The sequence below is a fragment of the candidate division WOR-3 bacterium genome (assembly GCA_039802205.1).
Classification (GTDB): domain Bacteria; phylum Hydrothermota; class Tepidihabitantia; order SM23-42; family JAOAFX01; genus JAOAFX01.
The window spans coordinates 23,139-46,449 of the sequence record JBDRWD010000014.1 but is presented as its reverse complement, the minus strand read 5'-3'; the positions used below and the strand labels follow the sequence as shown (position 1 = coordinate 46,449).

Sequence of the window (23,311 nt, the reverse complement as noted above, 5' to 3'; positions counted from 1 at the left end):
AAAAAGGAATGTTCACCGCTATAGTTGCTACGGATTGGATATATCTCAATTACGACGGAATATGGGACCCCATACCTGGTTATCCTGGAGAGTATATTGGTGATGATGCGGCAAAAATAAAAGAATATTTAAGAAAGATGTATCTTGAATGTGGAACTGCTTTTGCTATTTTAGGTGGCGCCCCTCAATTTATTTTTCCAGAAAATTACTTTCCTTGTAGATATGACTGGGGAGGAGCTCCGGGCGATCTTTATTTTCAGGATTTCACTGGTGAATGGATGAATAATCCCGACTATCATGAAGAAATTTGGATTGGGCGTGTTCCAGCGTGGAATTATGACCAAGTACTTTCCTGGGTTGAAAAGCGATTAACCTATGAAAAATCTCCAGTAAACAAAAATCTTATGGTCCATTCGCTATGGATTTGTTAGGCGAGCTATGGTGGATATGATTTCGAAGAGCGAATGGAAGAAGTCAAGCAATATTTTCCAAATTATTTTGTTCAACACCAAATAGTGGATTTTCCAAGCACTCCGCAAGACCATGGATTGATAGATACGCTTAGTAAAGGCTATGGTATAGGTTCGCATTATGGTCATGGTGCACCCGATGGTATAAGGACGAGAACGGTGGGTTACAATGCTCAAAAGTATCTCGTTGAGAGTTTTGAACATGACAATTGGCCATCACTTGATGAGTTAGATAATGTCAATAAATACTATGTTTTCTATTCTGCTGGTTGTGCGACCGCAGATTTCGATAATCTTGGGCCTCATGGATGGAGTTGCTGGGATCCTACAGATCCATTGCCATGTTTTGCGGAGGCGTTTACTTCTTTCTACCGTTTAAGTATGCCACCAGACGAGAGACCGGCTATCGGTGCTGTTGCTTACATAGGAAATACGAGAGATGCATATTGGAGTGAATCACAATTTACGCATGAAGGTTTTATTAAGAATTTGTTTCAGAATCCTGTAGGATATATAATTGGAATTGCAGAGGCTAAATCCAAATATTCCTATGGATGGATAGGCTGGTACCAAACTTTTATTAACAATCTCTTCGGCTCTCCCGAAATGCCGGTCTGGACCGAAAATCCAAAGGATATGATTGTTGAGCATCCTGATGCAATACCAGCAAATACGCAGGTTAATTTTGTAGTAAAGGTCTGTGAATATGGTCCTCAGCCTGACCCATATCCACCATTGCCCAATGCCTTGGTGACTCTTTACAAACCAGGTGCAACCCTTCCTGAAGTCTATGAATCAGAAATGACAAATGCTGATGGAATAGCGTATTTTAGCCTTAATGTGCCTTCTACCGGTGTAATGAAAGTGACCGTTACCAAACATAACTATATCCCCTATCAGGGTGATGTCCAGATCTTTGAGTTTGATGTTGATATTCCAACTTCGCATACCCAATATACTGAAGGCAGAAAGTTAGTGCGACAGCCAAATACCGAAAATCTGAATTTATCCTTTACAACCCTTGAATTTCCGGGGGTTAATGGTCCCGATGCCTGGAGTGCTTATTCATTATCTACGGACGGTGGTTCATCCTGGGCACAGACTCAAAATGTTGCCCAATTTACCTATAATCCAAGCATTGGATTGACAACCGAACCGAATCCCCGCCCCTGCCTTGCCTTTCGCAATTCATATGAAGTATGGCAAATCCATCCGCCTGCAGTCATTTACTTTGCCCGTTATGATGAACCAAACTGGACAGTCGTAATGGTTGATTCTTATCCTTATGGTCCCCCGCCATTCCAGCCAAGGGTATCCCCACCTGCAATTCGCATTGATGCAAATAATATCTGTCATATGGTATATAGTGGTGTCCTCTATGCTCCAGGCAAGGCCTATGTGGTTTACAAACGATTTGATGTCTTCAATCCCGGAACCGAAACAATAATTATAGATTCTGCTACTGTGCCTGAAGATTGGGAGCCTTCTTCACCGAGTATTGATTTGCAATATGGCTATCCCCACATTGTCTATGACTTTCCGCCTGAAGCCGGTGAGCCTGCTGCTGAAATCTGGTATAAATGCTTAACCGAGACCGGTTGGACTGACCCGATAAATATTTCAAATTCTTATAACAAACCATCCTTGCATCCGTTCATTTATCTCACCAATGAAAAGGCAATTGTTGTCTGGAGTGAAGAAGAAACACCTGGTAATACCCAGAGCCGGGAAATCTACAAAGCTGAACGGTTTTTGAATCAACCACCACAAAATTGGACAAAATGGAAAGAGATAGAGACACCAAATCAATGCTCTGATTGGCCAGTGATTACCGCGAATAATAATATTCTGGTCTGGAATGAGCATCAATTTATTGACGGCAAGCAGAATTGGGAAGTGCTTTATCATTCTGACCTTTATGGTGATGGTAATCTGAGCAATACACCCTATACTCAATCGGTGTGGGCATCCTGTGATTGGAGATAGATACTTACGGGTATCTATCTTTACAGTGCATTCACCGAAGAATACGAATCCGAAGATAATCCTTATATCTTCGGGATTAAAACACTACAGAAGAGTTTACAGTATATTCCAATTCCTCTTTACACAATCTATGCGGGTTCAGAAACGCCGTCACCTTATTTAGTTCAGCGCGATGGCTACATTTCCTATGAGAATTATCCAGTTGATTATGATACGACAGAACTTATCTACAAATTCACTGGCTTAAATCCTGATTTAAAGTATCGGCTTGATATTACCGCCTATCATGAAAGCGAAGGTGAATGGCGGCAATGGGTGAAGATTGACAATACTGCCCAGCATCTGATAAAATATGACGCTGGTGTTCCAAAGACTGTTGAACTTCCTGTTCCTCCAGCGAGTTATATGAACGATGGTGAAATTGTTATGAGAATAACAAAAATCCGTGGTGAATTTGCGATGTGCCACAAAGGGAATCTCTATGAATTTGAAGAAGAAGGTGGGGGTCCACAAGCGGTTACGAGTACGCCACTAAATCGTGAATTCGGTCTCAAAATTCTGCCCAATATTCTTAGCTGTAATGCCCAATTGCAATATTCTATTCCCACAAAGCAACATATAACGCTCAATCTCTACGATGTTATTGGTCGCAAGGTCGCAATCATTCTTGAAGAAATAACTGAACCCGGAGTCTATATAACTAGCTTGAATGTAAACCATCTTAGTGCCGGTATCTACTTCCTCATGCTAACTGGTGAAAAAGAAATCAAATGCGAGAAAATGTTGATTGTGAAATAACGAATTGGGATGTAGATTTTCTCAATGTCTGTGCATCCCACAAGGGAGGTTGAAATGCTTATGCTGATGTTCTTTTCATTATCAGCCTGGACTATAGAGGTTGTAGCTGCTGACACCGCATCCTTTAGTCTGCCTATTATTGCCTTAGATTCTTCTGGAAATCCTTACCTCCTTGTCTCCAAAAAGAGAATTGTAGGGGCCAATCGTTCATTATACTATCTTTTTTTATATTCAAAGACTGCTGGTATATGGGCTGTCGATACTCTTGAGTTAAATGCCGACCAAGTCCCTTTTACACACCATTACGATTTAGCAATTGACCGGTTTAATCGTATCTGGTGCGTCTATTCTGCTTTTGATGACCTTAATAATACTGACTATCTAATCGTTTCCCGAAAAGATTCGTCAGACTGGAAAAAAGATACGGTCGAAGTTGCAATTCCAAATAACACTTACGATTTTAATGAACAATCAATAGCTACGGATGCTATGGGTGTTCCTCACATTGCCTATGAGCATATGATAGATGGATGGAGATACGGATTTTATGCCTATTTATTAGAAGATACAATCTGGCAAAAAGAAATGATTGACACAGTTCCTGTTGGTTGTTATCATTGCTCAATTTGCCTGGATTCCCAAAATACACCCCATATTAGCTATTTTCATTGTCTTTGGGATACTGGAGGACCACACGATAATCTTTCATATGCATATAAGGAAAGTGGTATTTGGTGTATTGAAGAAATAGATAGCGCACATAATATCAGTCAAACAACAACATCAATTGCTATTGGCCCAAATGATTTGCCAGGCATTGCTTACACAGATCCTACCACTTATCAACTAAAATATGCTTACTATGATGGTTTAGTTTGGTGGATTGATATCGTTGACTTTTCAGGCTGGATTGGTACACAGAAATCTATAGATATAGATTCACTTGGAGAGCCCTGTTTTATCTATTCGCGAAGTGATGAAAAATCTTGGTTTGCCTACAGAAATACTACAGGATGGCATAAAGAGAGATTGCCTCTTCCACCATCAGTTACAAAAGGCTTTGAAGGTTCACTGCGGATTGGAAAAGATGGTACGATTCATATTGCAAGGCTTGCTACCAATGACGATTATACCTATCGTGAAATCCATTACATCTATGGCACAATAGTAGGGATTGAAGAGGGTGAAAGGTTGAAGGTGGAAGGTGAAGGGTTGAAACTGGTGGTTTTGCCGAGTGTGGTCAGGGATAATGCTAAAATTCAATACACCATTCCTGAAAGGCAGCGAATCAGTTTAGACCTCTACGATATTCTTGGCAGGAAGGTTAAGACGATTGCTCAAGGAATTGTTAAGTCTGGTTTTTACTCTTACCGATTGAATTCATCCGACTTCAGTTCTCGTGTCTATTTCTTAATCCTTGAGGGTAAAAAAGAAGCAGAGGCAGAAAAATTATTAATTGTGAAATAAAGAGATACTCGCGCGCTCAGCCGAATTACTGATTTCGGCAAAAATACATTACCCCAACAAATAGATTTGGTTTTTCACCTTCCTCTTCGCTTTGCTCAGGGTCAAGGTCAGAATGACAGAACAATCCGCTATTCTGAGGGCTTGGAGTGCCCGAAGAATCTGGGGGTTTCAGGGGAACTCCCCTGATGTATCTTGGTAAACAATGGATAGTCTTGAAAAAATCATAGCCGAAATTGTTGTATGTAATAAATGCCCATTACACAGAACAAGGACAAATCCTGTGCATGGTGAGGGGAATCCTTCGGCAAAGATTATGTTCATCGGTGAGGCACCAGGTGCGAATGAAGATAGGACCGGAAGACCATTCTGTGGAGATGCGGGAAGAATTCTTGATGAATTGCTTGCTATCGCAAATCTCAAGCGCGAAGAAGTCTTTATTGGCAACATTCTGAAATGCAGACCGCCCGACAATCGCGACCCGAAACCCGATGAAATAAAAGCGTGCACACCGTTTTTAGAAAGACAGATAGAAATTATTAAGCCGAAGATTATCTGCACACTCGGAAATTATGCGACTGCATTTATCCTTGAGAAATTTGGATTAAAGGATAAAATTCAAGGGATAAGCAGAATTCACGGTAAGATTTTTGAAACAGATAGTTCATATGGGAATATAAAAATAATTCCATTGTATCATCCCGCAGTGGCAGTTTATAATATCAATATGAAAAAAGTTTTGGAAAGAGATTTTAAAATTTTAGAAGAATTTAAACATATCAGTGAAATATGAAAATTGGCTATCCGTGCATAAATCTATCCATTGGTTGTACGACAAATTCAACATTCAGATTAAAAAACTATTCAGAGAAAAATCTCATTGAGAAAATAACTAATAATCTTGATTGTCTCCAAAAAATTCTTGAATTTAATGTTCACCATAATCTTTTATTTTTTAGAATCAGTTCTGATATTGTTCCTTTTGCAAGCCACTCCATAAATAAATTCAAATGGCAAAAGTATTTTGAAAATCGTTTTGCAGAAATTGGGAAGTATATAAAAGAACACAACTTCAGAATCTCAATGCATCCAGACCAGTTTGTTTTAATTAATTCGCCAGACAAAGGAATTGTAAGAAATAGCGTTAGAGAACTAATTTATCATTGCGAAATACTTGATTTAATGGGACTGGACAAAACCGCCAAGGTGCAAATTCATATCGGTGGTATTTATGATGATAAGAAAAAATCAATTGAGCGATTTATAAGAAATTATCAGCAATTACCCATAATGGTTAAAGATAGACTGGTGATTGAAAATGATGAACGGCTATATTCACTTAGTGATTGTTTGCTCATCTCTCAAGAAACAGGTATTCCTGTTTTATTTGATTATTTCCATCACTTTTGTTTAAATAACGGTGAATCTTATTTGGATGCACTAAAATTGGCAATAAAGACCTGGCATAAAAAAGATGGGTTGTTGATGACGGATTATAGTACTCAGAAAAGAGGGGCAAGAATAGGAACCCATACGCATCATATAAATCTTAAGGATTTTGAAAATTACATAAAAACCACACTTGAACTTGATTTTGATATTATGCTGGAGATTAAAGATAAAGAAAGAAGTGCCTTAAAGGCATTAAAGGTCATAAATAAATGGAGGACACAATGAAAATATCTAAAATTAGCATTTTTTGTTGCATTATCCTAAGCATTTTAAATTGTGAAAAAAAGGTTACCAATTGGCAGCAAATAAAAGAAAATGCTTATGTGGAATGTCATCTGCCCAATGAATTTAATACACCCCAAATGTTGAATAATAATACCATGGGTTGGGAAGACGGATTGTATGTAAGCCGTGATGGATTGCATTTGTATGCGACTTATATGCCTGCCGATTTTTTATCATTTGTCTTAAACGGTGATAAAGTAGAAAACCTTGTTAAATATGACCGTGGTCCCCATTATGATATGGATTTAAAGAGTAATCCCGTCGGAACTTTTCTCTGGTATCATAGCGATATTATATTTGCGACGCGTAGTTCAATTACCGAAGAATTTGGAGCCTGGACTACTTCCAATATGAAACGGAGTATCTATAGCGAAGGCGGCTTCTGTTCAATTTTTGCTGATTCTTCAACTATTTCAATTTGTGTTTTTACCAGCAATGATGTTTATACAGCGAATACGAACATAAAGTGTATTAGAAATACCACTCCTAATCCTTCGGGAATAGGTGGTTTACTTACACCGATTGATAGTTTTGGGACACAATTCATAAATACGGCTTATACTGAGGATAATCCCCATATTGAGTTGATTGATGATACCACACTGGTTTTGTTCTTTGATAGTGAAGACCGACCGGGCGGCGAAGGCGGGCATGACATCTGGTATTCAGTCAGTACGGATAATGGAGTAAATTGGTCAACGCCACTCCCGGTAACTACTGTGAATACTTCTCAAAAAGAACATCAACCTCATTTATATTTTGATGGTACAGATTGGTGGCTATATTATTCAGCCGAACATACCGATGGCAAACTGGCAATATTTAGAAGAAAACAGAAAACTTACGGCAATTGGGACGACTGGGGAACGGCAGAATTGGTTATTTCTGCAGGAAATACCGCAGGGGTTGGTGAACCGACATTAACGTCTCAAGGTGACCTTTACTTCGTTGTCGTTTATGAAAATCCTGAAGGAACAAAATATGATCGTTTTGATGCCGACGCCTGGGTTGCAACAAGGAAATAAAGTTTTTATTGACAAAACTTTATTTTTGGATAGAATAGGGCGAAAGGAGAAATATGGGTTTAAGCCTCGGATTTTATCTTAATCTTATCCTTGGTGCGAATTTTGTCATTTGTAATTATACTGCCAACCAGCAGGCGCCTTGCGTTATCTACGGGAACAATCAGTTTTATGTTTTCTGGAGTGATTTGCGGTATTATAGTTCTCTGGGTAGTTATGCCTTGTATGGCGCACGCGTGACCAACAGCGGTAGTGTTCTTGATCCCAATGGCAAGTTATTATTTAACCGCCAGGCAGCATATCCGCCGAAGGTTGCCTATGACGGAATAAATTTATTGGTTGCGCTAAGGGACAGTTGTTGAAGTGCGGGTAATATTGTCGGGGTGCGTGTCACCTCCACCTGTGATTCAATAAATTCATTTTTTATTTCTAATGCCCCTGGCGTCCAGGAATCTCCGGATGTCTGTTTTGGCGGTGGATATTATTTCGCAGTTTGGATTGATAGACGTAATAGCTACCAAGAAGTATATGGTGCCCGTGTATCAACAACCGGAACGGTCCTTGAACCCAATGGAATCCAGATTGGCACCGGATCCCAGCCTTATTTCTATTATCCATCAGTGGTCTATAATGGAACTAATTACTTCGTAATATGGTCGAGCCCTTCCTTTTCGTCCTACAAAATCATGGGACGGTTCATAAACACGGACGGTTCATACGGAAGTAATATATTTGATGTGTTGACATTGTCTCAATCTGCCTATACAACACGGATTGCCTGGAGTGGTTCAAATTATCTCTTATGCTGGATTGAATATCAACCAGTTGGCTATACTTATACAGTGAAAGGCTGCATGCTTTCTTCAAGTGGGACTCCGATTGGTTCAATTTTTACTATTGCTGATACTGTTGATTACAGTTCACTTGCGGTTAGACATTCGGGTGTTAACTATCTTGTAACTTTCTCAAAGATAGTGGGTTCTTATAACCAGATATGTGGACGTTTTTATAGCACTTCAGGAGCTCCACTTGGACCTTACTTTAATATTTCCAATATAAACTATAGTTGTTATAACTGCGACCATTATTTAGGAGCAAATAATAAGTTCCTTACCGTATGGCAGGAATACCGAACGGATTACGATATTTATGGAAATCTTGATGTAAGCGTTGGGATTGAAGAAAATGTTCAGAAACTTCAAAATCATACATTAACTTCATACATCGTGGGCAATGAACTTAGAGTAGATAAAACCATTTGCGGTGCAATATATGATGCCACTGGAAAATTCATCGGTAATGTCAAAAATGGATATTTTGATTTTACCTGTTACAGTAGCGGCATCTATATTTTGCGAACCGTTGATAATCAGATTTGCAAAATCGTTAAGTTAAAATAGTAGAAATAAAAATACTTATTGCAAGGCTAAAGCCTCGCCCTACATTTTTATTGTTAATCAAATTTGAGGTAGACCCTCGGGTTTTACCCTTAAGAAAATTTTGTGGAATGTTCAATCATCTTAAATGTGGATACGAGTCAGAATTAAATCAGACTTGAATTTTTCTCGCATCTGGATATAATATATCAGAATGACAAAATTTGAGACATTAATCTTGAAAATTTCCAATAATGTTGGTAATGTTATCCTAAATCGGCCTGATGTTCATAACGCATTTAACGATAAAATGATTGAGGAATTGAGTATGGTTTTTGATGAGATTGAAAAGTCAAATGAAGTAAGGGTGGTTATTTTATCTGGTGAAGGAAAATCGTTCTGTGCTGGCGCAGATTTGAACTGGATGAGGAGGGTAAAGGATTATTCTTACGAAGAGAATTTAAAAGAATCCCTTGCCCTTGCGGATATGCTTTACAAAATTTATTCCTGTTCAAAACCAACAATTGCAAAAGTCCAGGGATATGCAATTGGTGGTGGAACAGGTCTCGTCGCAGTCTGCGACATTGCGGTTGCAGCTACCGATGCCAAATTCAGTTTTAGCGAAGTAAAATTAGGATTGATCCCTGCCTGTATATCTCCATATGTAGTAAAGAAGTGTGGCGAAGGAAGGTGTAGAGAGTTCTTTTTAACCGGTGAGCGGATGTCCGCGGAAAAGGCTTTAAATGCCGGGCTTGTAAATATTATAGTCCCGCCAGATTGTCTTGATAAGGCAGTTGAAGGGCTTGTAAATCAATTGCTCTCAAGTGGACCCGAGGCAATAAAGAAATGCAAAGAACTTTTGAGAACGGTTCCACAGATGTCGGTGGATGAGTTCAAAAGATATACTGCCGAAGTGATTGCAAAAATGCGGATTTCTGATGAGGCACAGGAGGGGATGTCCGCATTTTTAGAAAAGAGAAAACCCAGATGGGTTTAAGATTTATGTTGAATATATTTTCGTGAAGCAGAAATGTTTAAGAAAATTCTAATTGCCAACCGCGGTGAGATTGCGATAAGGGTTGCCCGAGCCTGTAGAGAGATGGGTATAAAGACTGTAGGTGTATACTCTACTGCGGACAGGCAATCTCTCCATTTACAATATTGTGATGAAACAATCTGTATTGGTGAACCTGCTCCCCTTGCAAGTTATTTGAATATACCGGTTATTATTGAATCAGCAAAGAAAACTGGTACCGAGGCAATCCATCCAGGCTATGGATTTTTGGCAGAAAATCCAGCCTTTGCCAGGGCATGTGAAGATAATGGAATTGTGTTTATCGGACCATCTTCAAAGGCGCTTGCGCTTGTCGGTGATAAAGTAGCATCTCGAATCACCGCAAAGAAAATAAATGCACCGATCATTCCTGGAATGGAAGTCTCAGGTGCGGATATTGATGAATATCTAAAAATTGCCCAGCAGGTTGGTTATCCGGTGATTGTCAAAGCCGCTCTCGGAGGCGGTGGAAAGGGAATGCATATAGCCCATAACGAAAAGGAATTAAAAGAAAATCTTGAACTTAGTAAACGTGAAGCAAAGAGTGCATTCGGTGATGAGAGTGTATATATTGAGAAATATATTGAGAAGCCAAGGCATATTGAGTTCCAGGTTTTGCGTGATAAATATGGAAATGTTGTGCATTTATGTGAAAGGGAATGTTCAATTCAAAGAAGACATCAGAAAATCATTGAAGAAACTCCTTCGCCCGCATTGACACCAGAGTTAAGGGAAAAGATGGGGGAGACCGCAAAGAGAATAATAGCCGCTGCTGAATATGTTAATGCTGGAACCGTAGAATTTTTGCTTGATCAGAATAGAAATTTCTATTTCCTTGAAGTGAATGCCCGTGTTCAGGTTGAGCATCCAATAACCGAGATGGTTACAGGCTATGATATTGTAAAAAGACAGATAATGATTGCCGCTGGAGAAAAACTTGATATAAAACAGGAAGATGTAAAACAGCGCGGGCATGCAATTGAATCAAGAATCTATGCTGAAGACCCGGATAACAATTTTATGCCTTCGCCAGGCAAAATTCTATTTGTTCAGGAACCACAGGGGCCAGGAATAAGGGTGGACTCAGGAATTTATTCAGGTTGGGTCGTCCCACCCCATTATGACCCGATTCTTTCAAAACTCATTGTCTGGGGAGAAACGAGAGGCGATTCAATAGCTCGCACGATACAGGCACTAAAAAATTATATAATATTAGGAATTAAGACCAACATTCCATTTTTGAAAAGGATAGTTGAGACGGAGCAATTTATAAACGGTGAACTGCATACCCATTTTATTGATGATAATCTACAATCGCTTTTGCCAAGGCATGAAAAGATTGATATTGCGTTAATTGCTGCGGCATTGAATTCCTTGAACAAGAAACAGGTTCATCTTAATTACGCCCAAAAGGTTGTCTCAGAATCCAATCCCTGGCTTGAAATAGGAAGGTGGGAGATATGTCAAATGTAAAATGCTTAAAAAGCATTCCTATTTTAGCCCGAGTTTATCTGGTTAAATTACAGAAATGTAGCGGGGTGATTCGTTGCACAATTCATGTGCAGACTTTTTTTGTTTATGGAAATTAGATTAAGATATCTGGATAATGTCTATACTATAGAATTAGAAAAGGGCGATAATTTCTACAATTTTGTTATCAACGGCAAGGCATATAAAATTAGTGATATAAATGCCCTCCCAAATACTCTCCAGTTCAAACTTAATAATGAATCTTTCAATATTTTCGTTGCAGAAGAAAAAGATAGATTATATGTTGCAATAGATGGTGAATATTATGCGTTTGAAATAGAAAAACAGGAGAAGGTGAAGGGCGGAGTTACTGCTGCTGAAAAGTCTAACGCTGTTGTTTCGCCAATGCCGGGCTTACTGGTGAAAGTGCCGGTGAAAGTTGGTGACAAGGTGAGCGCGGGTACAACATTAGCAATCGTTGAGGCAATGAAGATGCAGAATGAATTGAGGGCTCCAAAAGATGGGGTAGTCAAAAAGATAAATTATAAAGAAGGTGAGCAGGTTGATGCGTTTGTGCCGATAGTGGAGTTAGAAGCCTAACCAACTGCCTTGAGTTTAAAAATATTTAAATACCTAAATAAATTTTTAAATTATTTGTTTGGGTTGAGACAGCTTTTTTTCTTGGTGTTTCTGTGAAAGGAGAGACCCATGAAAATAGAAGTACCACGCTCAAAGGCGAATAGGTTGATAAATTCTGGTAATGTCGTTCTTATAACATCGCATTACAAAGACAAATCAAACATCATCACGGTTGCATGGCAAACACCAGTCTCAATAAAACCTCCCGCATTAGCAATATCAATTGGCAAAGAACGGTTTTCTTTAGAACTGATTAGAAAATCCGGTGAGTTTATTGTTAATATTCCAGATTGGAACTTGGTTGAGCAGATGCTATATTGTGGTACACATTCGGGTAGAGATGTTGATAAATTCAAAGAGACCAAACTAACGCCGGAAAAGGCAGAAAAGTTAATTAATACACCAAAGATAAAAGAATGTATTGGTTCAATAGAATGTTCAGTAATTGATTCAATAGAAATTGGCGACCATATTGTATTTTTTGGCGAAGTTTTATACGCTGAGGCAGAAGAAGATTTATTCAAAGATGATGTCTGGGATACCGCAAAGGTGAGGTTGATTTATCATTGTGGTGGTAACTATTTTATGAAATCCTCAGAGCGGACAAAAGTCTAAAGACCTTGTATTTTCAAGACAGTGATTTTAATCTGATTTTCTTGTAAGTCTTCCTCTCTTCAATGAAGCAAAGACGCCAAAGATACATAGCCCGGTAAATAAGTAAAAAGCAATTTTAAGGGTCTGCAGAAAAGAGGGATAAATCTGTGGAGTAATCTTTGCCTTTCCTATAGTAATTGAAAATATCAGCATTACAAAGCCCATGCTAGACATCTGCCCCAGTAATCTCATAGTTGCGAGGGTGCTGGAAGCAACACCATAATATTCGCTTATCACCGAACTCATCACAGCATTTGTATTGGGCGAAGAAAAAAAGGCGAAACCCAATCCCAAGATTAACAAGTAGATTACTATTAAATAAATTCCTGTATTTTTACCTATGAAAGATAATAATATTAACCCCACACTTGTTAACCCCATACCGGCAGAGGCAATTATTCGAGGCTGGATTCTATCGGAAAGTCTACCGGCAAACGGGGAGAAGAAGGTCATCGTAAGAGGCTGGGCAATGAGAATCATGCCGGCTTTTTGCGGGGAAAAATCTTTTAAATATTGAAGATAAAGACTGAGAAGAAATGCGACGGCACTCGTTGCACTATAATTGATGAGCGCAGCCAGGTTGGAAAAAAAGAAAACAGGATTATTTTTAAAGAGATTAATATTTAATAACGGCATGATAACTTTCGATTCCCATTTGACAAAAAAATAAATAAAAACCACTCCGATTAATAATAGGATAAATCCCAATACCTGGGGTAGAAGCGAAAAGCCATACATAAGAAAGAATAGAGCAGGACTATAGATTAAAATCCCCAGATAATCAAAAGGTTCAGCGCGCTTTTCTAATTTTTCAAATCTGATGAATAAACCCATTAAGAGTAACATCACAGCGCCGAAAAGGGCATTGAGGTAAAATATGCTACGCCAGCCAAAATGTTGGGTAAAAAATCCGCCGATAAATGGTCCTAAGGAAAGTCCCAGATAAACACCCGCGACATTGATCCCCAAAATCCGACCTCGGTCATGAACCGGAAACTTGGTTGTTAATATTGCTACGGAAGTTCCGAAGATCATTGCACCTCCCAATCCCTGAATTGCTCTCCAGACGAGGAAGAATGCAATATTATTAGTCACTCCACATAGCAATGAGAAAATGCTGAAGATAATAACCCCGCCGAAAAACACCTTTACCCGTCCGATCATATCTGCAATTCGTCCGATGGGAACAAGAGTCATTGCGGCAGCTAGGAGGTAAGAAGTAGGGATCCAGCTTAGCAGGAGGGCATTGATATTGAATTCTCTGCCGATCGCCGGTAAAGCCACATTTAGCGCCGAGCCCATAAAAGGGGTTAAAAAAGAACCCAAGGTAGTTACAAACAGCACAATATTTCTCCGGTTTGTTTGGATTATTGTTTTATTAGCGGAGATGTTCATAACCGGTAGGATAAATTCTTTTTAATGTTTTATTTCGCAAAAGATAAACGCCTTTTCCTTCGAGGATTCTTCCGATTTTAAAAAGTTTTATATTGCGCAGGTTATATAGGATCTTGCCGGCGACCAATAGTTCAAAATCCTCTCCCGCGGAAAGGACAAATTTTATGGGTGAGATTTTTTTAAATGAACATAACAATGCCACTTCGGGGTGGATAGGGATCTCTTCAATTAGAACCCGGACACAACTTTCCTCAGCAAGGTGGTGGGCATCGGTTGATAGACCATCCGAAGTATCGATGCCCGCACTCAGATATTTTCGTAATCTTTGTGCTTCATAAATTCGGGGTTCAGGGTAAAGATGCTTTTTTACTGCTTCGGGAAATTGATTTCGGCGATATCCTTCTTTAAGAACTATTCTTCCAACTTCAGCAAGACCCAGATAACCGGTGGTGTAAAGGTAATCACCAGGCTTGGCACCCGATCGCATCAAGGGACTTCGAGTTTTTCCGACCACGGTGATTGTGATGGTCAAAATGGGACTTTCTATTATATCCCCCCCTGAGATATCGCAGTGGAATTGATTACAGACATAAGCGAAACCTCGGTATAATTCTTTTATTTGTAAAGTTTTAGTGCTTCGAGGAAGTCCGAGACTAATTAAAGCACAAATTGGTTCCGCCGCCATTGCTGCAAGATCCGAAAGGCTTGCCCCCATGGTCCGGCAACCCAATGCGAACATTGAAAAGTATTTTAAATCAAAATGAATACCTTGGGCAAAAGAGTCGGTGGAAATTACCGTATTATTTTTCATTATCATCCCGTCATCACCAATACCCACACGGATCTCCTTATTTTTTTTAGGAAATTTGCTGCGTAGATATTTGATTATTTCAATTTCCGCCATGATACTTCTGGAATATTAAAAAATAGATTTTGCGAAGGGATTTTTAACAATCAAAGTATGCTTGAATAACAAGATTGAAATTTGGAGATTCAAAATTTTATACATGAAATTCCACGATATCACCATCTTGGAGGATATAATTTTTCTCAACGCGTTGCCCGTTAAAACCACGGTCATTCCATAATCGGGTGAACTTTAAATTTTTTTTGAAATCTTTATGAATGTATTCAGCAGCATCAATCACCGTCGCACCAATTTTTAGAACAATTGGATCTTTTTTAACTGGAGGCTGACCAATTTTCTTGGTATAAACGCGAATGATATTTAAATTTCTAAATATCTGCTGTTTTAAGGTTTCGATATTTAACCCCGTTTTTGTTGAAATCTTGAGAATATTAAATTTATTGCCATAAAACTCCAGAAAGATTTCGCTATTTCCTTCCGCTTTGTTTATATCTATTTTGTTTAATAAAATTAAACACTTTTTAGCATCTGGATTTTCTTTTTCTATGTAAATGTTTCTAACTTCCAGTTCTCTTTTTATGATTTCCATCTGCTCTAAAAGATTATCATCAGCAGCATCGAGAATTATCAAAAGCAAATCTGCAAATCGGAATGCAGCGTATAACCAGGCTGGCGCATTTTCGGAAACTGGGGGAGAATCCACGATTTGAATTTTGATATCTTCGTATTCCATCATGCCTACCTGAAAGGTGGTGGTGGTAAATGGATAGGGTGCCACTTCAACATTAGTCCGGGCAAGAAGGTTTAAAAGTGCTGATTTACCAGAATTAGGCAGTCCGACCAGCAAAACCTGCCCTGCACCCTGTCTTTCTACTTGGTACCAAGCGGTAGTACCTGTGGATTTCTTGCTTTTTTCCATCAACTCCCTAGTTTTGGAGATTTTTGCTCTTAATTCCCCTTGGAGTTTCTCGGTACCTTTGTGTTTGGGAATTATGGCTAGTAATTCTTGAAGATAAAAAAGTTTCTCCTGTAGAGTTTTTGCCTCCCGATATTTCTTCTCAACTTCAAAGTATTGAGGTGGTAAATTTGCGGGCATATAAAATATTATCCAAATTTTTAATTTAGTCAACAACTACAAATTTCACACCTATTAGGGTTTTGTAATTTTTTGTTGACTTTTAGCAAAAATTGGATATAATTTACATAATTTGCCAGGGTAGCTCAGTTGGTAGAGCACCGGACTGAAAATCCGGGTGTCCGCAGTTCGATTCTGCGCCCTGGCATTTTTAATCTATCGGGTAAATGTCGAAATATTACGGGGAAATTGCTGCCATAGGTACATCTTTTTGTTGGTCATTTGGTTCAATATTCTTTACCTTAGCCTCACGGCTCAGCGGTGCCAATACTGTTAACCGGATACGACTTTTATTAGGTATGCTATTTTTGCTGTTAACTCATTGGGTACTTTCGGGAAATTTAATTCCTCAAAATGCTATGCATTGTCATTGGGTTTGGTTTGGTCTCTCAGGAATAATTGGTTTTGCCATCGGGGATACATTTTTGTTTCAGGGCTATGTTTTAATTGGCCCACGCCTGACGATGTTGTTAATGTCACTGGCACCTGTATTTGGAATGTTATTGGGTTGGTTAGCATTGGGTGAGGTTTTGACACTTAAGGACGTGGTTGGTATTATTGTCACTATTTTGGGCATTGGCATTGTTCTTTATGCTAAGAAGAATTCTGATGTTAAAATAAAAAGTTATTTGCGCGGCATATTATGTGGTTTAGCAGCTGCACTATGTCAATCCCTAGGATATTTTTTATCAAAAAAAGGACTTTTATGCAATAATTTGCAACCGCTCGCGGGTAATTTGATCAGGGTGACAGCCGGCACTCTTTTTATCTGGGTGGTAGCATTATTTCAAGGCAAATTGATTGAAACGATTCAGGGAGCAAAAAATAATAACGCAATCTGTTTAATGTTGGCTGGTGCATTTTTTGGTCCATTTTTAGGGGTTTGGCTTTCGCTTGTTGCTATTCAGCACGCTTACATCGGGATTGCTTCAACTTTGATGGCCTTACCACCGATAATTTTAATCCCCCTTTCTTATTGGATATTTAAGGAGAGAATTACTCGCACTAATGTAATCGGAACACTAATTGCTATTTTGGGGGTGGGTTTAATTTTTATCAAGTAGTTTTTTAATTGACAATTGAAAAAATTTTGATAAAATATTATGAGATATGGCGAGCATGTTGAGAGATACAATAATCGAACGCCTAAAACCTTTATTCGTGCAGTATGATACTTATTTTCAAAATTTTCTCACTACTGGGCAGCAGATCGAAAATAGCCTTCAGACCAATTCCGAGTTGTTGACCGAGATAAAACAGAAGTTTAACAATCTCTCGGCAACGATTGAATTGGTGATCGAGGGAGTGGATGTTTTTGACTCCGAAATCAAAAAAATGAATGACCTTTTAAAAAGGAGTATAGAAAATTTTAAGGAATCGGTTACAGTATCGGAAAAAATTAATCTTGATCTGAATAATATTATCTTCACTTTAAATAAAATTCAGGAACGAATAGGTCACCTGGTGGAAATTATTCAAAACATAAACCTCATTTCTGAAACTATTGAGGTTACCTCAAGGAATGCCGGGATAACTGCTTTTCATGCAGGACAAGAAGGAAGAGGATTCGAGGTTATCGCTCGCGAGATGACCGATTTAGTCCGTAATGCTCATCTGCCTATGCAACTTATTCCAGAGATCTCCAGTGAGTTACTAAAGAATATCGGTGAATTAAACCAGGACATTCAAAAAATTCAAAGTTTAATTTTATACTTGAAAGAAATCGCAGACAAATTTTTAAATATCAATAATGAATTATTAACCTTCATTCCTTATCTGGAAAACGCAATTAGAGATGTTTCTAATAGTGCCGCAATACAAAAGGAACTGCAAATCGGTTTACAGAAAGAGAGTGAAAGGTTACCTGGTTATCTTGAAGACATTTACCAAATTATTCGGACTGCCTCGGTTACTGAATTGTCATTGGGTGCATTTTTTCAACATCTCAATAACACAAAAAATTTGTTAATTTCCAGTGACAACGACCAGAATTTTGCCTCGCTTTTTTTCATCTTAAGAAATATTCTATTGTATGAACCGAGAATGGAGGGCACGGAACGCCTGCTGGGTAGAACGCTAAAAACATTTGACCTGCACTTTTCAGAGAGATTGATATTACAATTTGTTTCGGAGGCGAAACATCTTAACGAAACAATTAACATGATCGGAGAAAAGATGAAGTCATGGCGTAAGACTCATAATTTTGCACACGAAACATTAGCGCGAGCCAAAGTTTTTTACCAGGACGTGAGCGAATTACTTGGTTTGTTAACAAATAAGTCCAGCCGACTGAAAAGTATTGTAAATAAAGTCGATAAACCACTCACTGAATTGAAACATGTAACGGATCGGGCTCGCCTCTTAGGTTTATACGCGAGTATTGAGAGTGCACGGAGTGGCAAATATGCCGAAACTCTCGGGGTAGTGACTGGGGAAATAAAAACGCTTTCCCATCAGTCCTCTGAATTTGTTCAGAGTATTGATAGTGTTTTGGCACAATTGGAAAAAGATATCAATTATCTTATAACATTTTTTATAAAAACTGCAAGTGATGTGGAACTTGGTTTCAATGCTTTGGGGATTGCGACCGAAGCAATTAATGAGAGTAACAGCACTCTTGATAACCTTGCCACCTTATCCCAGGAGATGTTTTCTACAACTTCAGAAATGATTACCAAATGTGGCATGCTGGGTGAATATTATCGTAACTTTGAAAAAGAATACCAGAAGATAAATGAATATTTTTCTTCTTATGATACGATTATCCAATCTGGAGAGAAACTCGCACATGAAATTAGAGGGCTTATTGAAGATTTCAAGAAAGAGGTATCGGTGATTACCACCGAAAAAAAACGTATCGTCTTGCGGACCACTGAAGATCCCATCACTTTTGACCCGGCGATTAAAACCGACACCACCAGCCATCAGGTGATTGAACAAGTTTTTACCGGCCTTTACACTTTTGATTCACTAAATCATATCATTCCGGCAGTGGCTTATTCATTTTCGGTATCGGAAGATGGTAGGGTTTGGGATTTTTATCTAAAAAAGGGAGTTAAATTTCATGATGGGCAGGAGGTTCAAGCCCAGGATGTTATTTTTTCGTTGAATCGAGTAAAAAAGGGTCCTAACGCCAATTTCATTGAGTATCTTTCCGATATGATAATAGTAGACCCATATCATGTCCGGTTTGTGTTGAAATTCTCTTATATTCCTTTTCTTGCTAACCTGGCTTGTGGCGTCTGTGATATAGTGCCATCAAACTTTAACCCGGATAAGCCGGTAGGTTGTGGACCTTATAAGCTGGTACATTATGAACGGCAGAAAGAAATAATTTTTGAAGCCTTTGATGATTTTTTTGACGGTCGACCACCAATTTCTGAATGCATCATAAAAATTGTTCCCGATGACAGAGAGGCCCTGGAATTATTTAAAAGTGGCGAATTATCAATTTTGAATTTGACGGTTGATATGCTACAAGAGTTTTCTCCGGAGGAAATTTATGCTGGACCAGTACTATCTACCCACTATCTTGCTATTAATTTTTCCCGAATTTCGCCCTTTTTTGATTTAAATGTGCGAAAGGCAATGAATTATGCACTTGATCGGGAATATTATTGTCGCTCATTACTCAGAGGCAAAGCAATACCCGCCCATGGTGTTTATCCCCCGGGTTTACCCGGGTACAATAGCAAATTGGCCGGCTACCCATATGATCTTAAAAAAGCCCGGGAATTGATGCGAGAGGCAGGTTTTGTTAATGGTATCCACGAGGAATTTATCCTTGATATAAGGGCAGGTTCCGAGACGATCAAACGAGCCGAGTTTATTAAAGAATCTTTCGCGAAAATCGGTATCAAGCTAAAGATAAATGCATTACCATGGGAGGAGTTTCTAAATAAGACTTACAGTGGGAACAGCCTTATGAGTCTGAGGGGATGGGTTTCAGATAACGGTGATCCTGATAACTTCGTTTATACGCTTTTTCATTCCAAAAATTTTGGAGCAAGCGGCAATACTTCCTTTTATGCCAACGAGGAACTCGACCAAATGATTGAAGCAGCAAGATCAGAACAGAATTTACGCCGGCGGCTGGAGCTTTACCAGAAGATAGAAAATTTTATTGTTGATAATGCGCTCTGGGTTTTCATATCCCATGGTGTTGATTGTTATGCGGTGCAGAAGAATATAAAGGGGTTTGTCGTTGACCCTTTTGGATTGGTCCGTTTTAGAAACCTTGTAGGCATATAACTATGGAAACATTGATAATTTTTAAGATTGGTGATGAATTAGTGGGGATAGATATCAGAAAAGTCCGTGAAGTAACGGAACTACCCCCGTTTGTTCCTGTCCCTCATGCTCCTAACTTTATTCTGGGATTGGCAAACATCAGGGGGGAAATTGTTCCGATTATTTCGCTACGTCAACGTCTAGGAATTACAGGTGAAGAACAATCGAATATGATTCTGGTGATTGAGGAAGGAGAGCGGATTGCCGGTCTGAGGGTGGATGGACTGTGGGGTACCAAAAAGATAGATAGCCATTTGATTAATCGGAATTCAGAGTTGCTTGTCACCCGAAAGGAAAGAGATTTTTTCGTTGGTGCGTATGAAGGTGAGGAAAAGCCGATTTTGATTCTAAACCTCTCCCGGGTTATCGCCAGGGAAGAATAGAGTATTGACTTTTTTAAAAATTAAGATAAAATTAATTTACTATGGAATACGTTTCCGCTCATTGGGGATTAGGGAAAAAGGAGGTTAAATGAGAATTCTGGTGGTTGACGACGCAATGTTCATGCGTCGAATGCTCACCGATATTTTAGAAAAGGGTGGGCATACAGTTTGTGGAGAAGCAGCCACAGGTAAGGAAGCAGTGGAAAGGTATAAGGAACTAAAACCAGACCTGGTAACAATGGATATCATCATGCCGGATATGAGTGGTATTGAGGCGGTTAAAGAAATCAAAAAAATCGATCCCAAGGCAAAGATTTTGATGGTTTCAGCTATGGGTCAACAGGCACTTGTCCTGGAGGCAGTTCAAGCCGGGGCAATTGACTATGTTGTGAAGCCATTCCAACCTTCTCGGGTGTTGGAGTCTATAGAAAGAATCATGAAGAAGTAAACCAAGATGCTTGAGGAATATTTACCACTTTTTATTAGTGAAACCGAGTCATTCATAAGGCAACTGGAGAGTGAGTTGTTAAATCTCGAAAAGGAACCCCAAAATCGCAATGCAATTTTGGAGGTTTTTCGGATTCTACATACTATTAAGGGCATGGCGCAGACGATGGGTTTTGAGGAGTTGGGTCGATTGAGCCACCTGGCTGAGGATTTGCTCTCCGAACCGAAAAGAAAGGGGGAAATTGAAAAGCAACTTATTGAATTTCTTTTCAGCGTTGTTGATTATTTCACTAAATTTTTAAGGGCACTAAAAGATAATGATAAACTACCTTCGGCTGATGAATTATGTAAAATTTGTGAGGATATTAAAGAAGGCAAGAGAGTGGAGTTTGAACGTCCCTCCATGTTGAGGTTTGAGACGGGCGAAATTAAGATAAAAATGGCGAAGATAGATAGTTTGTTTAATCTCACCAATGAATTGCTCATTTTAAAATCAAGGCTTTTAAAATTGAGTTCGGAAATAGCCAACAGGGAACTTCAGTTTCTGATCGAAAGTATGGGAAGGTTTATCACTGCCCTTCAGGATGAGGTCATGCGTCTGCGGATGCTCCCGCTATCTACAGTTTTTGACTTTTTCCCGCGCTGGTTAAGGGACGAGGCTAAAAAACAGAATAAAGAAGTGGAGTTCGTGGTAAAAGGAGCTGAACTGGAGGTGGACCGCTCAATTATTGATGTTTTACGTGAGCCCATACTCCATTTACTGCGTAATGCCCTTGACCACGGTATTGAACAAAAAGGTAAGATAATGTTAGAGGCTTACCGGGAGAGGCAGCAAATAAAAATAATTGTAGCAGATACCGGCCGAGGAATTGATCCTGATGAGATAAGAAAAATTGCGGTGGAGAAGGGGTTAGTAGATGAAGATGCCGCTCGAAAGTTGACCACTGAGGAGGTTTATAAATTCTTACTAAGGAGTGATTTCTCCACAAAAAGAGAAGTTTCGGCCGTTTCCGGCCGGGGAGTGGGGCTTGACATTGTTAATTCTTGCGTTAAAGAGCTGGGTGGTCGACTTGAGATAAAATCCCAAAAGGGGAAAGGTTCAGAGTTTATCATGGAACTTCCCATCAGCCTGGCCGTGCTCCGGACCTTTATCCTGCGCTTAGATGGACAGCGGTTTGCCTTACCCTTAAGCTATGTCCGGGAAACTTTCTACATTGATGACCGCAATATTCAAACGGTCCATGGACATGAACTTATCAAATTGAGGAATAGTATTCTTCCCTTAGTCCGAGTGAATGAAAAATTGGGGGGTTTTTCAAAACCAGGGAGGAAATCAGTGGTTGTGGTGGAATATGAGGGTAAAAGACGCGGCTTTATTGTTGATGAAATCTTAGGGGAGGAAGAGATGGTGGTTAAAAAAATTGATAAATTGCTTCCGGCAACGCTGTATTCAGGATGTGCTATTTATGGGGATGGTAAACCAATTTTGATTCTCGATCCCAGGGGGTTAAATGATTGATGCTAAAAATCTCACGACAAAACAGATTGATGCCCTTACAGAGGTAGCCAATATTGGAGGTGGGCATGCTGCCACTTCGCTTTCTCAACTACTCGGCAAAAAGGTTATGATAAGGGTTCCAAAACTCTATACCGGACAACTGGAAGATGTTATTTTAAAAATTGCCGACCCAAATGATATCGTGGCATCGGTTCTTTTGTATTTTCTTGGCGATTTGACTGGGAGGACACTGCTTTTATATCCCTATGAGGATGCTCAAGAACTGACACGTTTATTGATGCCCGAGGGGCAAGAAAGCACAATTGAATTACAGGAATCGCTTCTCAAGGAAGTATCCAATATTCTTTCTTGTTCATATATGAATGCACTTGGTGAACTGTTGGGACTTTTGATACTCCCCTCAGTACCCGGGATGATCATTGATATGGTAGGTGCGGTCCTTTCAAGCGTTATTGTGGAATTTGGCAACGAAAAAGATTTTATTTTCTGCATTGAAACACAATTCGATTTCGGTGATTTCAATAAACCTCTTTCCGCATATTTTCTTTTATTACCCGATAATTCTAGCTTAGAAATAATGTTGAAGAAACTAAATTTAATATAG

20 protein-coding genes, 1 tRNA gene and 1 pseudogene are annotated in these 23,311 nt (G+C 39.1%); 19 read left to right on the top strand and 3 right to left on the bottom strand.

Going from position 1 to position 23,311, the window contains the following annotated elements; translation table 11 throughout:
• The first annotated feature begins 8 nt into the window (after positions 1-8).
• The 12 genes and pseudogenes from ABIL39_04800 (at position 9) to ABIL39_04745 (ending at position 12,631) form a co-directional block, all read left to right on the top strand.
• A pseudogene (locus ABIL39_04800) lies at positions 9-2,456 on the top strand (C25 family cysteine peptidase).
• A gap of 315 nt (positions 2,457-2,771) precedes the next feature.
• Entirely contained in the window at positions 2,772-3,254 is a 483-nt protein-coding gene (locus tag ABIL39_04795) for a T9SS type A sorting domain-containing protein (protein ID MEO0165438.1), read from the top strand.
• Positions 3,255-3,308: 54 nt separating this feature from the next.
• Entirely contained in the window at positions 3,309-4,721 is a 1,413-nt protein-coding gene (locus ABIL39_04790; protein ID MEO0165437.1) for a hypothetical protein, read from the top strand.
• A 202-nt stretch (positions 4,722-4,923) separates the two neighbouring features.
• The gene (gene udg / locus ABIL39_04785) at positions 4,924-5,511 is read left to right on the top strand and encodes a type-4 uracil-DNA glycosylase (protein ID MEO0165436.1); all 588 of its coding nucleotides are present in this window, start codon (positions 4,924-4,926) and stop codon (positions 5,509-5,511) included.
• Complete coding sequence (gene uvsE / locus ABIL39_04780) at positions 5,508-6,395, top strand: UV DNA damage repair endonuclease UvsE (GenBank protein ID MEO0165435.1); 888 nt, start codon at positions 5,508-5,510, stop codon at positions 6,393-6,395. Before udg ends, uvsE begins: the two co-directional genes overlap by 4 nt.
• Positions 6,392-7,480, top strand: coding sequence for a sialidase family protein (locus tag ABIL39_04775; protein ID MEO0165434.1), 1,089 nt, complete (start codon positions 6,392-6,394; stop codon positions 7,478-7,480). The genes uvsE and ABIL39_04775 overlap by 4 nt, the downstream gene beginning before the upstream one ends.
• Before the next feature lie 53 nt (positions 7,481-7,533).
• Positions 7,534-7,839: a hypothetical protein gene (locus ABIL39_04770; protein ID MEO0165433.1), complete on the top strand. Its 306-nt coding sequence runs from the start codon at positions 7,534-7,536 to the stop codon at positions 7,837-7,839.
• A 21-nt stretch (positions 7,840-7,860) separates the two neighbouring features.
• Positions 7,861-8,877 (top strand): hypothetical protein, encoded by a 1,017-nt coding sequence (locus ABIL39_04765; protein MEO0165432.1) that lies wholly within the window; start codon positions 7,861-7,863, stop codon positions 8,875-8,877.
• A gap of 190 nt (positions 8,878-9,067) precedes the next feature.
• The gene (locus ABIL39_04760) at positions 9,068-9,850 is read left to right on the top strand and encodes an enoyl-CoA hydratase/isomerase family protein (protein MEO0165431.1); all 783 of its coding nucleotides are present in this window, start codon (positions 9,068-9,070) and stop codon (positions 9,848-9,850) included.
• A gap of 33 nt (positions 9,851-9,883) precedes the next feature.
• A complete protein-coding gene (gene accC / locus ABIL39_04755) occupies positions 9,884-11,380 on the top strand; it encodes an acetyl-CoA carboxylase biotin carboxylase subunit (protein MEO0165430.1) in 1,497 nt (498 codons plus the stop codon).
• Positions 11,381-11,485: 105 nt separating this feature from the next.
• Complete coding sequence (locus tag ABIL39_04750) at positions 11,486-11,977, top strand: biotin/lipoyl-containing protein (protein ID MEO0165429.1); 492 nt, start codon at positions 11,486-11,488, stop codon at positions 11,975-11,977.
• A gap of 108 nt (positions 11,978-12,085) precedes the next feature.
• Positions 12,086-12,631, top strand: a complete 546-nt coding sequence (locus tag ABIL39_04745) for a flavin reductase family protein (protein ID MEO0165428.1) — start codon at positions 12,086-12,088, stop codon at positions 12,629-12,631.
• A 27-nt stretch (positions 12,632-12,658) separates the two neighbouring features.
• Here ABIL39_04745 and ABIL39_04740 read toward each other — a convergent pair whose 3' ends face one another.
• The 3 genes from ABIL39_04740 to ABIL39_04730 form a co-directional block, all read right to left on the bottom strand.
• Complete coding sequence (locus ABIL39_04740; GenBank protein MEO0165427.1) at positions 12,659-14,065, bottom strand: MFS transporter; 1,407 nt, start codon at positions 14,063-14,065, stop codon at positions 12,659-12,661.
• Positions 14,049-14,969 carry a thiamine-phosphate kinase gene (gene thiL / locus ABIL39_04735; protein MEO0165426.1) on the bottom strand — a complete coding sequence of 307 codons (921 nt, stop codon included), beginning with the start codon at positions 14,967-14,969 and terminating at the stop codon, positions 14,049-14,051. The genes ABIL39_04740 and thiL overlap by 17 nt, the downstream gene beginning before the upstream one ends.
• 97 nt (positions 14,970-15,066) lie before the next feature.
• Entirely contained in the window at positions 15,067-16,029 is a 963-nt protein-coding gene (locus ABIL39_04730; GenBank protein ID MEO0165425.1) for a GTPase, read from the bottom strand.
• A gap of 114 nt (positions 16,030-16,143) precedes the next feature.
• Here ABIL39_04730 and ABIL39_04725 point away from each other — a divergent pair.
• The 7 genes from ABIL39_04725 (at position 16,144) to ABIL39_04695 (ending at position 23,311) form a co-directional block, all read left to right on the top strand.
• Positions 16,144-16,216: transfer RNA gene (locus ABIL39_04725), tRNA-Phe, on the top strand.
• A gap of 19 nt (positions 16,217-16,235) precedes the next feature.
• The gene (locus tag ABIL39_04720) at positions 16,236-17,132 is read left to right on the top strand and encodes a DMT family transporter (GenBank protein MEO0165424.1); all 897 of its coding nucleotides are present in this window, start codon (positions 16,236-16,238) and stop codon (positions 17,130-17,132) included.
• 46 nt (positions 17,133-17,178) lie between these two features.
• Entirely contained in the window at positions 17,179-20,319 is a 3,141-nt protein-coding gene (locus ABIL39_04715) for an ABC transporter substrate-binding protein (protein MEO0165423.1), read from the top strand.
• Between the two features lie 2 nt (positions 20,320-20,321).
• Positions 20,322-20,741: a chemotaxis protein CheW gene (locus ABIL39_04710; protein MEO0165422.1), complete on the top strand. Its 420-nt coding sequence runs from the start codon at positions 20,322-20,324 to the stop codon at positions 20,739-20,741.
• 88 nt (positions 20,742-20,829) lie between these two features.
• Positions 20,830-21,189: a response regulator gene (locus ABIL39_04705; GenBank protein ID MEO0165421.1), complete on the top strand. Its 360-nt coding sequence runs from the start codon at positions 20,830-20,832 to the stop codon at positions 21,187-21,189.
• 6 nt (positions 21,190-21,195) lie between these two features.
• Positions 21,196-22,707 (top strand): chemotaxis protein CheA, encoded by a 1,512-nt coding sequence (locus ABIL39_04700; GenBank protein ID MEO0165420.1) that lies wholly within the window; start codon positions 21,196-21,198, stop codon positions 22,705-22,707.
• Positions 22,700-23,311 carry a chemotaxis protein CheC gene (locus ABIL39_04695; protein MEO0165419.1) on the top strand — a complete coding sequence of 204 codons (612 nt, stop codon included), beginning with the start codon at positions 22,700-22,702 and terminating at the stop codon, positions 23,309-23,311. Before ABIL39_04700 ends, ABIL39_04695 begins: the two co-directional genes overlap by 8 nt.